This window comes from Candidatus Mycolicibacterium alkanivorans, assembly GCF_022760805.1.
GTDB lineage: Bacteria > Actinomycetota > Actinomycetes > Mycobacteriales > Mycobacteriaceae > Mycobacterium > Mycobacterium alkanivorans.
On record NZ_JAIVFL010000001.1, the window covers coordinates 2,593,261 to 2,605,422 of the forward strand.

Annotated in this window: 14 protein-coding genes and 1 pseudogene; 9 read left to right on the plus strand and 6 right to left on the minus strand. The window is 69.1% G+C overall.

Translation table 11 applies throughout. The features are described from left to right. The first annotated feature begins 59 nt into the window (after window positions 1-59). Complete coding sequence (locus K9U37_RS12840) at window positions 60-1,169, plus strand: glycosyltransferase (protein WP_243073361.1); 1,110 nt, start codon at window positions 60-62, stop codon at window positions 1,167-1,169. A 31-nt stretch (window positions 1,170-1,200) separates the two neighbouring features. Here the strand turns inward: K9U37_RS12840 and K9U37_RS12845 are convergent, their stop codons facing one another. Then, complete coding sequence (locus K9U37_RS12845) at window positions 1,201-2,511, minus strand: cytochrome P450 (RefSeq protein WP_243072013.1); 1,311 nt, start codon at window positions 2,509-2,511, stop codon at window positions 1,201-1,203. A 213-nt stretch (window positions 2,512-2,724) separates the two neighbouring features. Here K9U37_RS12845 and K9U37_RS12850 point away from each other — a divergent pair, with 213 nt between their 5' ends. From K9U37_RS12850 to K9U37_RS12865, 3 genes are all read left to right on the plus strand, one after another. Further along, window positions 2,725-3,426 carry a hypothetical protein gene (locus K9U37_RS12850; protein WP_243072014.1) on the plus strand — a complete coding sequence of 234 codons (702 nt, stop codon included), beginning with the start codon at window positions 2,725-2,727 and terminating at the stop codon, window positions 3,424-3,426. Continuing rightward, complete coding sequence (locus tag K9U37_RS12855; protein ID WP_243072015.1) at window positions 3,309-3,734, plus strand: acyl-CoA dehydrogenase family protein; 426 nt, start codon at window positions 3,309-3,311, stop codon at window positions 3,732-3,734. Before K9U37_RS12850 ends, K9U37_RS12855 begins: the two co-directional genes overlap by 118 nt. Window positions 3,735-3,907: 173 nt before the next feature. Continuing rightward, the gene (locus K9U37_RS12865; protein WP_243072016.1) at window positions 3,908-4,918 is read left to right on the plus strand and encodes a DUF4331 family protein; all 1,011 of its coding nucleotides are present in this window, start codon (window positions 3,908-3,910) and stop codon (window positions 4,916-4,918) included. Between the two features lie 110 nt (window positions 4,919-5,028). Here the strand turns inward: K9U37_RS12865 and K9U37_RS12870 are convergent, their stop codons facing one another. Next, a complete protein-coding gene (locus tag K9U37_RS12870) occupies window positions 5,029-6,096 on the minus strand; it encodes a S1C family serine protease (RefSeq protein WP_243072017.1) in 1,068 nt (355 codons plus the stop codon). 227 nt (window positions 6,097-6,323) lie between these two features. Between K9U37_RS12870 and fdxA the strand changes: the two genes are divergently transcribed. Beyond that, complete coding sequence (fdxA, locus tag K9U37_RS12875; RefSeq protein WP_243073362.1) at window positions 6,324-6,683, plus strand: ferredoxin; 360 nt, start codon at window positions 6,324-6,326, stop codon at window positions 6,681-6,683. A gap of 68 nt (window positions 6,684-6,751) precedes the next feature. On the opposite strand, the gene K9U37_RS12880 is transcribed toward fdxA, so the two are convergent. Beyond that, entirely contained in the window at window positions 6,752-7,120 is a 369-nt protein-coding gene (locus tag K9U37_RS12880; RefSeq protein ID WP_243072018.1) for a carboxymuconolactone decarboxylase family protein, read from the minus strand. Window positions 7,121-7,388: 268 nt separating this feature from the next. On the opposite strand from K9U37_RS12880, the gene K9U37_RS12885 reads away from it, so the two are divergent. Together K9U37_RS12885 and K9U37_RS12890 are read left to right on the plus strand one after the other, a co-directional pair. Then, the gene (locus K9U37_RS12885) at window positions 7,389-8,603 is read left to right on the plus strand and encodes a DUF7159 family protein (protein WP_243072019.1); all 1,215 of its coding nucleotides are present in this window, start codon (window positions 7,389-7,391) and stop codon (window positions 8,601-8,603) included. Between the two features lie 140 nt (window positions 8,604-8,743). Continuing rightward, complete coding sequence (locus K9U37_RS12890; RefSeq protein WP_372489511.1) at window positions 8,744-9,499, plus strand: L,D-transpeptidase; 756 nt, start codon at window positions 8,744-8,746, stop codon at window positions 9,497-9,499. Window positions 9,500-9,527: 28 nt separating this feature from the next. Here the strand turns inward: K9U37_RS12890 and K9U37_RS12895 are convergent, their stop codons facing one another. Both K9U37_RS12895 and K9U37_RS12900 read right to left on the minus strand, forming a co-directional pair. Beyond that, window positions 9,528-10,073, minus strand: coding sequence for a YceI family protein (locus K9U37_RS12895; protein ID WP_243072021.1), 546 nt, complete (start codon window positions 10,071-10,073; stop codon window positions 9,528-9,530). A 134-nt stretch (window positions 10,074-10,207) separates the two neighbouring features. Beyond that, complete coding sequence (locus tag K9U37_RS12900; protein ID WP_243072022.1) at window positions 10,208-10,867, minus strand: hypothetical protein; 660 nt, start codon at window positions 10,865-10,867, stop codon at window positions 10,208-10,210. A gap of 213 nt (window positions 10,868-11,080) precedes the next feature. Between K9U37_RS12900 and K9U37_RS12905 the strand changes: the two genes are divergently transcribed. After that, window positions 11,081-11,524 carry a hypothetical protein gene (locus K9U37_RS12905; protein WP_243072023.1) on the plus strand — a complete coding sequence of 148 codons (444 nt, stop codon included), beginning with the start codon at window positions 11,081-11,083 and terminating at the stop codon, window positions 11,522-11,524. Between the two features lie 43 nt (window positions 11,525-11,567). Here the strand turns inward: K9U37_RS12905 and K9U37_RS12910 are convergent. Further along, window positions 11,568-11,699: pseudogene (locus K9U37_RS12910) on the minus strand (nitronate monooxygenase); the annotation flags it as partial. A 126-nt stretch (window positions 11,700-11,825) separates the two neighbouring features. Between K9U37_RS12910 and K9U37_RS12915 the strand changes: the two are divergent. After that, window positions 11,826-12,158 (plus strand): hypothetical protein, encoded by a 333-nt coding sequence (locus K9U37_RS12915; RefSeq protein WP_243072024.1) that lies wholly within the window; start codon window positions 11,826-11,828, stop codon window positions 12,156-12,158. Window positions 12,159-12,162: the final 4 nt, after the last annotated feature.

A 12,162-nucleotide genomic window follows, 5' to 3' on the forward strand; every position in this document is an offset into this window, starting at 1 on the left:
GGACACCGCAGGCGCGTGGTCGCCGTCAGCACATCGGGGCGCGTTCAGATACGGCCATGATGCGGGTCGCGCAGGTCGCGAATTTCTACGGCCCGCGCTCGGGGGGCCTGCGCACGGCGGTGGACCGACTGGGCGCGGAGTACTGCGCCGCAGGCCACGAAGTGTTCCTGATCGTGCCGGGCAGCTCGGCCGGCACCGTCACGCTGCCGAGCGGCGTTATTCGAATCACGGTGCCCGCCAGGCAGATTCCGTTCACCGGCGGCTACCGAGCCGTGATGCCGGCGCTGGTCACACAGGTCCTGGACGGGTTGGCCCCGGACGCCATCGAGGTGTCCGACCGCTTCACCCTTCGCTCGCTGGGTTCGTGGGGGGCACGCCGTGGCGTGACCACGGTGATGATCTCCCACGAGCGTCTGGACCGGCTGACCGGCCAGATCCTGCCGAAACCGCTGGCGCGCCGGCTCGCCGACATCGCCAACCGCTGGACCGCCGCCGACTACGACACCGTGCTGTGCACCACCAGCTTTGCGCGTGAAGAGTTCGACCGGATCGGTGCGACCAATGTCATGACGGTGCCACTCGGGGTCGACCTGGAGATGTTCCACCCGCGCCGCTACTGCACTCGCACCCGTGACCGGTGGGCGGCGCCGGGTCAGGTACTGCTCGTGCACTGTGGCCGGCTGTCGGTGGAGAAGCGCGCCGACCGCAGCATCGATGCGCTTGCCGCGCTTCGGGATTCGGGTATCGACGCGCGTCTGGTGATCGTCGGGGACGGGCCGCTGCGAGCTCGGCTGCAGCGGCAGGCCGCACGGCTGCCAGTCGACTTCACCGGGTTCGTCGAGTCGCGCAGCACCGTGGCCACCCTGCTGGCGTCCGCCGACGTCGCGCTGGCGCCCGGACCGCACGAGACCTTCGGACTGGCCGCGCTCGAGGCCCTGGCATGCGGCACGCCGGCGGTGGTGTCGCGCACCTCAGCGCTCACCGAGATTCTGTCCTCCGACAGCGGGGCCAGCGCCGACAACGATCCGCTGGCTATCGCCGGCGCGGTGACCGCGGTGATGGATCGGCCCGAACCGCAGCGCAGATTCGCCGCCCGGCGGCGCGCCGAGAACTTCACCTGGCCGCGTTCGGCGGCCGGAATGCTGATCGCACTGCGCGGTGGCTGCTGACCGCCGAGGCACCCGATCGCTGAAACTGAGGTCAGTCGCGCGAGGCGATGAGTCTGACGGTGTTGAGGCTGACCGGCAGTTCGGCCCAGCCGCGCAGCACCCGGGTGTCGCGACGGGTACCCAACCCGGCCAACTGCACCTGCGGGAAGTGCGTGAAGAACCGGCGTAGCCCGACCTCGCCCTCGGTCCGGGCCAGCGCCGCCCCCAGACAGAAGTGCCTGCCCCCGGAGAACGCCAAGTGCTTGCCGGCGTTGGCCCGCTGGACGTCGAAGCGGTGCGGATCGTCGAACACCGCGGGATCGCGGTTGGCCGCGGCCAGGTAGATGACGACCATCTGCCCGCGCTGTACTGTCCTGCCGGCCACCTCGGTGTCGTTTCGCGCCACCCGCGCCGAAAGCTGCACCGGCGACTCCAGCCGCAGGATCTCCTCGACGGTGTTCGGCCACAGCGACGGATCGGCGGCCAGCAGGGCCAACTGATCCGGTGAGTTCAGCAGCAGCCGAATTCCGTTGCCCAGCAAGTTGACTGTGGTTTCGAAGCCGGCCGCCAGCACCAGGCCCGCGGTCGCCCGCAGTTCGGTCTCGTCGAGCAGAGCGCCTTCGTCGGCCACCTCGATCAGCTGACTCATCAGGTCCTCACCGGGATGCTCGCGCAGCGTGCGCAGATGTTCGGTGAGCCAGGAGTCGTACCCGGCGATGCCCTCCTGCACCCGTTGGTACTGCGACCAGGACAAGCCGATGTCGAGGCTGGGCGCGGCGAGCTCACCGAACTCCAGCACCCGCGGGCGGTCGGCGTCGGGCACGCCGAGGATGTCACTGATGACCGCGACCGGCAGTTGTGAGCAATAGCGCGCCACGATGTCGACCACCCCGGGCCCGTCGGAGAGCGCGGCCACCAACTCGGCCGCGGTCTCCTCGACGCGGTCGCGCAGCACGTTGACCGCGCGGGTGGTGAACACCGAGGACACCGTCTTGCGATAACGGGTGTGCTCGGGTGGTTCGACGGCCAGCAGCGACGGCGGGCGCAGCGGGTGCAGCAGGTTGTCGCGGGTGCGTCGTTCCAGCCAGCGCAGCGGCGCGGGCAGGTTCGACCCCAAGGTGATGACCCGGAAGTCCTCGGACCGCAGCAGCTCGTGAGCCACGCCGTGGTCGGCGGTCAGGTAGCCCGCACGCGAGGGCACCAGCGGGCCGTACGCCTGCAACTCCTCGTAGAACGGCACCGGGTCGGCCCGCACCGCGGGGTCGGCGACCAGCCGGGCCTGCGGATCACCATGCCGGGCCGACCATCCCGCCGTCGCGCGCACCGCCCCGTGCATCGCGAACCAGTGCAGCCGTTGCCTCATCGTTGCCTCGCGTCAGGTCGCGGGGTCCAGCTGGCCGGCAGACGCTTGATCCCGTGGAAGAACTCCCAGAACTCGAACGTGCCCGGGTTGACGCGAGTGGCGATGCCCATGGGATCGACATTAGAACCCGCCGCTCACAAACGTCGACCGCCCTGCGATTCGCGTTGCTGCCGTCGGCGCCGTATTGCTCAGGCTGACTGCAAACCTTTTGCGATGGCGGCCGGTATCCCGACCTTGCCGGGTGTGACCCAGCTGCACGACGGACTGACCGCGCGGGTCTCGGAGGCCGAGACCGAACTGCTGGCGCGGCTGCACGACGGCTCGCTGACCGAGATCGAGGTGGCCTGGAGCGACCCGTTCGGGCACGCGGCCGGAAAGCGCATCCCCGCACCGCAGTTCCTGGATCGTGCCCGGCACGGGTTCGCGTTCTGCGAGGCGGCGCTGGGCTGGAACATCGACGGGACGGTCATCGACGGTCTGCGCCTGACCAACTGGGACGGGGGATATCCCGACGTCCATGCCATTCCGGACTTCTCGACGTTCAGGCCGCTGCCGTGGCGACCCGGCGTGGGACACGTCATCTCCGACATCGTCCGCCCCGACGGCACGCCATCGCTTCTCGACCCGCGCGGGGTGCTGCGCCGCGTGCTGGCGCGGCTTGCCGCACTGGGATACACCGCGAAAGTCGGCGTCGAGTTCGAATTCTATCTGCTGCAACCGGACGGGTCACCGACCCAGGACGACACCCGTGCCTACTCGCCATCGCGGCGGCGGTGCGCGACGATGCGGTCTGGTACGTGCGCAACAAGGCCCGGCCGGCGGCGCACTCGCTGGCCGACGGCGCTGCGGGCGATCCGTTCACCCTGCATGCGGTCGGTGAGATCGCGGCGCACGCCTCGGCAGCCGAAGCGCTGATCCTCAACGCCGCTGACGCCAACGATCGGCTGGTCGATTCGGGCCGGGTCGACGACGCCGACGAACTGGCCCGGGTGGCGATCGCGGTCGCCGAGGCGCAGCTGATCGCCGAGAAGCTCGCGCTCTCGGCGGCCGAGCGGTTGTTCGACACCGGGGGAGCGTCGGCCACCGCGCGGTCGCTGAACCTGGACCGGCACTGGCGCAATGTGCGCACCGTCTCGACACACAACCCGCTGGCCCACAAGGCACACGCGGCCGGCAACTACCCCGTCAACGGGGTGTGGCCACCGGCCAACGGCTACTTCTGACCTGCTGGCGGCCGGCTTGACCAAGTTCGTCATCCAGCCGGTTGGCGCCGCACCAGTCGGAGAGTTCATCGACCGTTTCGTCGCGGAACCCTTGCCGTGCCAGGGCTGATCGGTCAGAGTGCGGGTGAAGCGGTAGGTTGGTGAATACGAAAGAGCGGCGGTAGAGGAGCTCCATGTCGAATCACTTCACCGGTCTCAGCCTCGGCCCACCACTGGGTGACCAGCGGCTCGATCTGTGTGATCTGTACGCCTTCCAGTCACCGGCGGACCCGACGCGCACGGTGTTGATCCTCAACGCCAACCCGAACGCCGACGCGCTGCACCCGGAGGCGATCTACCGGCTGGCCGTCGACAACGACGGTGATCTGCAGAACGACATCGCGTTCAGCTTCGTCTTCTCCGAGCCGCAGGACGGGCGTCAGACCGTCGACGTGTTCCGGGCCGTCGGCGAGGAAGCCGAATCACCACATGCGGTGGGGGAGAAGATCTTCGAGGCCGTCGAGGTGTCCTTCGGGCCCACGCCGAACATCGCACACTCGGACAGCATCACCTTCTGCGCCGGCGCGCGCAGTGACGCGTTCTTCTTCGACTTCGACGGCATCAAGAACCTGTTCGACACCACCGGCGGGCGCAACTTCACCGCGCCGCACCTCGGCGGCACGTCGCCGTGGACCGGGGTGGACTCCAATACCGAGGCCAACGTCTTCTCGATCGCGATCGAACTGCCGACCGCCCAGCTCGGTGCCGACCCCGACATCAGGATCTGGGGCCGCTGCAGCGTGCTGCGCGACGGTGAACTTCTCCACGTCGACCGGGCCGGCCATCCGTCGGTGAGCAGTTTCTTCAACACCGACGAGACCAAAGAGGAGTACAACGCCAGTGAGCCCGTCCACGACCGGCAACGGTGGATCGGACAGTTCATCCATCTGATGGGCCACACCGGTGACTACACCCGCGAGGAAGCCATCGAGGCGATCGACACCGAGGGCACCCTGCCCGACATGCTGACGTTCAACCCGTCGAAGCCGGCGAAGTATCCCAACGGCCGGGTCTTCACCGACGACGTCATCGACTACCGGCTGGCGTTCCTCACCAAGGGTGACTGCCCGCCGACCGGATTGTCGCCGCACACCGACACTTTGGACGTCTTCCCGTATCTGGGACCGCCCCACCAGAGGAATTAGCCGCCCGGACAGTAGGACCGGGTGGCGACGTCGAGCGCCTCGCGATAGAGGTCGTCGAATCCTCGCTCGGCGGTGACGGTAGATGCGGGCCGACCTGCACACTCGAGCGCTCAGCCGACGGGGCCGCGGTCCAGGACGATCGTTGCGCTGCGCGGGTCGCCCGCGCGGTCGAGCCAGCTCAGCGTGACGGTGTCACCGGGGTGGCGTGCATCCATGACGTCGGACAGGTTCGACGCGGAATTGATCGGGGTGCCGTCGACCGCGGTGATCATGTCGCCGGCGACCAGGCCGGCCCGACGAGCGGGGGTGTCGGGCAGCACCTGGCGAACCGCCGCGCCCGCCCCGTTGCCGTCGGCGATGCCGACGCCGATGAAGGCGGTGTCGCCGATGTGGACGCCCGGTCCGGCGCCGGCCCGGATCTGGTTGGCGACGGCCAGAGCCCGGTCGATGGGGATCGCGAATCCCTCGCCCCCGCGCGCGTCGCCCATCCGGTAGGTCAGCGTCGCCGCGACGGTGACGCCGACCACCTGACCGGCGCTGTTGACCAGCGGGCCGCCCGAGTCGCCGGGGCGTATGTCGGCCGCCACCTGGATGAGGTCGTTGAGTTCGCGTGAGCCGCCGCCTGATTCGTCGGACGCGCGCACCGACGCCCCGAGGTGGGTGACGGTGCCGCCGGCGAAGCTCGGCGCCCCGCCGGCGCCGCCGGCGTTCCCGATCGCCGCGATCGCGTCCCCCACGGCCAGCGACGACGACGTTCCCAACGAGGCCACCGGCAGGTCGCTGGCACCTCGAAGCCGCACCAGCGCGATGTCATCGGTGCGGTTGTACCCGATGACGTCGACCGGATAGGTTCGCCCGTTGGCCAGGCTGATGGCCGAGATCTCGGTGGCGCCCTCGATGACGTGGTTGTTGGTCAGCACCTCCCCGGTGGGGTTGAGCACGATGCCCGTGCCCGCCCCCACCGCACCCTGGTAGTCCAGCGTGGTGTTGATGTCGACCAGGCCCGGACTGACCTGCCCCATGACCGCGGACTGGTCCAGCGGAGCCTGGGGGGCCACCGGCAGCGGCGGTGCCGGGCTGGCGTGGGCGGGCGCGGCGAGGAAGGCCGGCACCAGGAAAACGGCGGCCAGAAGTGCCGCCAGGCGGCGACCGCGACGAGGTGGAAGCTGTGCGTCCATACGTCAACTGTGCCTGAAAAGCGACCGGCATGGCATCACGCCACCCGGGACGCTGCTAGCCGGACGTCATCGTTTTGTCGGTCACGCAGTCGGGAAGCCCGCACTTCGGCTTCGACCGCTACAACGCCTTCTTCGCCATCGGTCCGGGTAATTGGGGACTTAAGTCCCCGGCGCGTCGGGCCTTCTACCCGTGTCTGGTACGGCCAGTTACAGATATGCTTCCGGTCATGACCTACGTGATCACCAGTGCGTGCGTTGACGTCAAGCACAAGGCATGCATGAAGGAGTGCCCGGTCGACTGCATCTATGAGGGCGACCGGACCGTGTACATCAACCCCGAGGAGTGCGTGGAGTGCGGCGCGTGCCGTCTCCTGTGCGAGGTCGACGCGATCTACTTCGAGTCCGACCTGCCGGAGGAGGAGAAGAAGTTCCTCGCCGACAACGCGGCGTTCTTCAACGAGATCCTGCCCGGCCGCGATGCTCCGCTCGGAAACCCCGGCAGCTCAAGCGAACTGGGACCCGTCGGAGTGGACACGCCGATGGTCGCCGCGCTGCCGCAGAACCAGGCGGCGCCCGCGCACGCCTGATCGGACATCACCAGACCGACACGAGCCCGGGCGGCGCCAGCCGCCCGGGCCCTTTCATGCCCGGCGCCCTAGGTGGCCTTGGGTTCAGTCGCATCGGCGAATTCGCTGATCGCCTCGAAGGCGCGCGCGCCGTAGACCGTGGCCGGACCGCCATGCATCATGATCGCCACCCCGATGGCCTCGGCGGCCTCTTCCCTGGTGGCTCCGGCGCGGACGGCGGCGTGAGCGTGCGAGGCGATGCACCCGTCGCAGCCGTTGACGATCCCGACGACCACCGCCATCAGCTCTTTGACCTTGGGTTCCAGCGCGCCGGCACCCATGGCGGCGCCGCTCATGTCGTTGAACGCGCGGTAGACGTCGGGGATGAGCTGCCTCAGCGCACGGTGCTGGGGACGCAGATCGTCGAGGACTTGGTGGTAGTGGCCATGTTCGGGCATGACGCCACTGTATGCCTCACGATGTATGCCTCACGATGCCTCACGATGTATTCCAACTGCAGCTTTTCGTTACAGCATCGCGGCCGGGGCGTCGCCCGACCGCAGCCATTCGCTGGTATACGCCGGTGCGGGTAGGCTCCACGGAGGTCGACGAAGGCCGCGCTGTCCCGGCTCGCTTCCGGCGCTGGCAGCGAAGTACCGCCGCCCAGGCACCACAGCCTAGTCGCGTGCGCGGTGACGGCGGACAGGGCAGGAGAGGAGTGCTTCTTTGGACACCGTCCTGGGGCTGTCGATGACGCCGACCACCGTCGGACTCGTGCTCGTCGAGGGTGACGGAGCAGACGGCGCGACCAAGCACCACGACGTGTTCGAGGTGCGCCGCGGCGGCTTCAGCCCGGTCACCACCTCGGAGTTCGTCGCCGAAGCACTCTCGCGCACCCAGGCCATCGCGGGCGGCCAGCGGTTGCAGTCGATCGGGGTGACCTGGAGCGACGACGCCGCCGTCGAGGCCTCCCTGCTGCTGGACTCGCTGGCCGACTCCGGTTTCGACAACATCGTCCCGATCCGGCTTCCGGAGGCCACCGAGGCGTTCGCCCGCGCCATCGGCCAGGTGATCGGCTCCGAGGTGAGCACGGTGTGCGTCGTCGAACCCGACGCCGTCGTCGCGCTCGCGGTGGACTCCAACCAGAACTCGGTGCAGACCGCCGTCAGCTACCAGCTGGAGACCGACCAGGACCTGATCGGCTGGCTGGCCGACGTCCTGAGCCGCGACGGCTGGCGCGCCGACGGCCTGGTTCTGCTGGGCTCGGGAGACGAACTCGACATCATCGCCCGCCGGCTCGAGCAGGTGCTCGGAATGCCGGTGTTCGCGCCCGCCGAGGCGGAACTGGCGCTGGCCCGCGGTGCGGCGCTGGCGTCGGTCAACAGCTTCGGCCTGTTCGATGATCCGCTGTTCATCGCCCCCGAATCGGCCCGCGACGGGCACCGGTCGCTTGTCCGCAGCGGCCCGGTGGCGATGCTCGTCGGCGGCGTCCTGACATTCGTGGTGTCCGCCTCGGCGGCCGCCGGGATCGCGCTGCTTCCCGACCGCGGCGGATCCCATGCCGAACAGCGTCCGGTGGTCAATACCGCCGAGACGGCCTCCCCGCGGCCGGTGAGCGTTCCACTGGCGCCCCCGCCTCCGCAGGTGCTGGCGCCGCCGCCGCAGGAGCCGCCGCTGCCCGCGCCGCCACTGGAAGCGGTGTCCGAGCCGGTCGCGCAGGCTCCCGTCGCCGAGGAACCCGCCGCTCAGCTTCCCGCCGACGTCCCCGCCGACGTCCCCACGGACGTCCCCGCCCCGGCCCCCGATGCGCCGCCGGCCGACGCCCTCGCGCCGCCGCCGCCGGTGGTCCAGCCCAGCGTTCCGCCGGTGACCACCTCCAAGCCTTCGCTGCGGACCCGGATCCTGGAGCGCCTGGCCGATCTGCGCGCCGGTAACGGCTGACGAAGTTTCGCTGATATCCCGAAGTGGTACGCCTTCACTGGCACCGCACCACGGTTCTGGCACGTACTTCGCGTGTTCCTGGGCGGAGCCGCGACCGGCAACTAGACTGATTATTTGCTGATCACAGAGGACGGGAGTCAATGGCCCGAGCAGTTCGACGAGCACTTGCCGCCGCGAGTATCGCGGCCCTGGCGCTGATGGCTTCGGTTCCCTCCAGTTCGGCCTCCGTTGCGCCGTCGTTCGGCGGGGCCACGGTGGCCTCGGTTCAGCCAACGAACGGCCAAGTGGTCGGCGTGGCCCACCCCATCATTGTGACGTTCACCCAGCCGGTGGCGGACCGCTCGGCGGCCGAACGCTCGATCAGCGTCACCTCGCCGGCCGACGTGACGGGCCGGTTCGAGTGGCTCGACGACACCGTGGTCCAGTTCGTCCCGGACCACTACTGGCCGGGGCACTCGGAGATCACGATGATGGCCGGCGGCGTTCCGCGGACCTTCGGCACCGGCGCCACGGTCCTGGGGGTGGCGAGCATCTCCGCGCACACGTTCACCGTCAGCATCGACGGGCAGGTGGTCCGCCAGATGCCGGCCTCGATGGGCAAGTCCAGGCATCCGACGCCCGTCGGGTCCTTCACCGTCCTGGAGAAGCAGTCCTCGGTGGTGATGGATTCCCGCACCATCGGCATCCCACTTAGTGATCCGGAGGGCTACAAGCTGACCGTCGCCGACGCCGTCCGCATCACCTGGGGTGGGGTGTACGTGCACTCGGCACCGTGGTCGGTCGGGTCGCAAGGCTACGCCAACGTCAGCCATGGCTGCATCAACCTCAGCCCGGACAACGCGTCCTGGTATTTCAACCAGGTCAACATCGGCGACCCGGTCGTCGTCAGCGCCTAGCCGCGGACCGCGGGGCTTTCCAGCGCGCCTACTTGGGGTGGCGCGCGATGAACTTGACCATCACCTCGTCGGCCACCTTCATGGTGCCCATCAGCAGCGAATACGGCTTGACGCCGAACTCGGTCTGCGCCACGGGCACCTCGGCCGTCATCACCCAGGTCCCGCCGTGGTCGTCCACCTCGAGGTCGACGGACTGCGGCCGCGACTTGCCGTGGATCTCGACGGTTCCGGTGAGCCGGTAGCCGGTGTCGGTCTTGGCGATGTCGTCGGCGGAGAACCGGATCTGCGGGTACTTCTTGACGTCCATCGCGTTGAGCGCGTTCGAGCGGACCACCACCTTCTCCGGCCCGGACAGCGGCGTCACACCGCCCTCACCCTTGAGCACCTGCAGCGAGTCCACGTCCACCACCAGCTCGGCCGCGATCGGCTTGCTGCCGCGCCACGTCACGTCGGCCCGCCAGGAGGCCATCGCGATGGTCAGGCGGTGGCCCATCTTCGCCGCCGGGCCGCCGACCCCGGTGAGCACTTGCAGCTCACCGTCGGCAGCGGTCAGTGTCCAGGTGGAATCCGTCACGTCCCGACTGTATCGCCTTGGGCGACACTGGACTTGCTCGCACCCGATGGCGTTCTCCGGCAGGCTTTCCCGCGGGTCCACTCGAGTAAGCGCTGGATGGCGACCCGGGCCAGCGGTGCGCCGGGGCGAGTCGCTCAGCCGCCGGACTTCGACGTCGTCGGCGTCACCGACGTGGTCACGGTGACGGTCGTGGTGCTCACCGTCGTCGTCGCGCTACCCGAGGTGGTCGCGGTCGTGGTGGCGGCCGAGGATGTGCTCGAGCCAGAGAATCCGGGCTGCTCGAACTCGATCCACGAATCGCGGTAGATAACGTTGTCGCCTTCGGACACCAGGAACAACTTGGGCGAGATCGAGTACGTGACACCGTCGTTACCGGCGGTGACGGTGCCGTCGGAGCCGCGAGTGGCGGACAGCTTCAGCGACGCGTTGTCGCTGAGTCGCACACCGCGGTACTGGAGGTCGCCGCTGGGATCGACGCAGATGGCTACCAGGGATCGCTGGGTGCGGCCGTAGGCCGCCACAATCTGGCTGTCGTCGCAGCGCGCTTTCGTGTCGAGGTACCCCTTGCTGTCGGCCTTGTACGACGACGAGGCGGCGCTCGAGGTCGCCGTGGTCATGGTCGTTGTGCTCGGGGCTGCCTGGGCCACCGGCAGGCTGTCCGCCGAGCCCGAATTCACTGTCACCCCCACGACCATGCTCACCGCGGCGAGGACGGCGCCGGCTGCCAGCGGTGCCAGCAGCCGGGAGCGCTGCGAGGTGCCCGGATTCGGGTCAAGCGGGTGGTCAACGGACATGGGATCCCTCCGACTCGGATGTTGGTCTAAGCGAACCACCTCGCGGGGTGTTTTCCGCGCTGGCGAGGCGGCGTTTCGCCGGGCAATCGGGTGCGCCGCCGCACACCCACGCCTTTGCGGTTTCTCCCGAACCGGCGGAGGCAATGCCGTTAGGCTCAGCGCAAGGCCGGCGGGGGCATAGGGCCCGAACGCACACGACCTAGAGGTTGGAACATGTTCCGCGAACTCGTCGTCACAGCAGCCGTCGCGGTGAGCGCGCTGTGTGCCGCACCGTGCGCCTCGGCCGATGAGCCCCACGGCCCGTTCGCGGGCGATCCGCCTGGCACCAACTATCAGGCCTATCTGCATGCCCCCTGCTACAACTTCGACCGCTTCATCTACGGTCGCGGGCCCGGCGGAGAGCCGTTGGCGTGTCATTGGATTCCCAACCAGTCGCCCTTCGGCATGGATCGCTCGCCGGCCGACGCCGGTGCGTGGGTGGCCTCCTACAAGCTCTACGGCGAGCAGGCAGTCGGCTCGCCGTGCCCCGGCCCGCAGTCGGCGGCCCAGTCTCCGGACGGCCTGCCCATGCTGTGTCTCGGCGCGCAGGGCTGGCAGCCCGGCTACCTGACGTCGGGCGAGTGGGGCAACGGAAGCTCGTTCAACCCGGCGGGCTAACTGCCGGTCGCTTGCGCGGGAGAGCCGCCCAACGCGGCCACCTTGCGGCCACCTTGCGGCCGGATTCGCGGATGTGCTTGATCATGTCGGCTGGCGGAGCGCCCAGCGCGTTGGCGATCAGTGTCACCTTGGGATGCTGGGGCGCCACCTCCGCCTGCGGGGTGGCGGTGGCGTCGGCACGGCGCCCTCCACCGGAACCCGCTCGCGGCGTCATCGCAGCATCCCTTAACTGCGATGCGAACACGAGTACCCTTGATTGTGTGCTCGAAGGGGAGCACTTCTCAACGAATTGAGGCTCGCCATGATCGCCTCACGGCACAGAACCCGACGAATCCTGATGGCCGGGCTCGCCGCCACCACGCTCGCCGCCGCGCTGGCTCCCGCGGTCGCCGAAACGTTCTCCCCGCCGCCGCCGTCGGCCAGCGCCGGACCGCCCGACTGCGTCAACGGCATCATCCCGCTCAACCCGTACGTCGTGAACTGCAACCTGCCGCCGCGCGGCAAGCAGATCATCGGCGCCGCTCCGGACGCCGGCGCGATCATCGCCTGTCGGCACGTCCCGATGTGCATCTCGTACTACGTGAACTATCCGGGCGCCCTGCTGGTCCCCGGGTACCCGAGTTACGGGCCCTGAGATC

Coding starts and splice junctions, on each gene's coding strand:
- K9U37_RS12850 (WP_243072014.1), top strand. CDS start 2,725: ATGGCGGCCGGTATCCCGACCTTGCCGGGTGTGACCCAGCTGCACGAC.
- K9U37_RS12845 (WP_243072013.1), bottom strand. CDS start 2,511: ATGAGGCAACGGCTGCACTGGTTCGCGATGCACGGGGCGGTGCGCGCG.
- K9U37_RS12905 (WP_243072023.1), top strand. CDS start 11,081: ATGTTCCGCGAACTCGTCGTCACAGCAGCCGTCGCGGTGAGCGCGCTG.
- K9U37_RS12880 (WP_243072018.1), bottom strand. CDS start 7,120: ATGCCCGAACATGGCCACTACCACCAAGTCCTCGACGATCTGCGTCCC.
- K9U37_RS12890 (WP_372489511.1), top strand. CDS start 8,744: ATGGCCCGAGCAGTTCGACGAGCACTTGCCGCCGCGAGTATCGCGGCC.
- K9U37_RS12840 (WP_243073361.1), top strand. CDS start 60: ATGCGGGTCGCGCAGGTCGCGAATTTCTACGGCCCGCGCTCGGGGGGC.
- K9U37_RS12900 (WP_243072022.1), bottom strand. CDS start 10,867: ATGTCCGTTGACCACCCGCTTGACCCGAATCCGGGCACCTCGCAGCGC.
- K9U37_RS12865 (WP_243072016.1), top strand. CDS start 3,908: ATGTCGAATCACTTCACCGGTCTCAGCCTCGGCCCACCACTGGGTGAC.
- K9U37_RS12870 (WP_243072017.1), bottom strand. CDS start 6,096: ATGGACGCACAGCTTCCACCTCGTCGCGGTCGCCGCCTGGCGGCACTT.
- fdxA (WP_243073362.1), top strand. CDS start 6,324: ATGACCTACGTGATCACCAGTGCGTGCGTTGACGTCAAGCACAAGGCA.
- K9U37_RS12915 (WP_243072024.1), top strand. CDS start 11,826: ATGATCGCCTCACGGCACAGAACCCGACGAATCCTGATGGCCGGGCTC.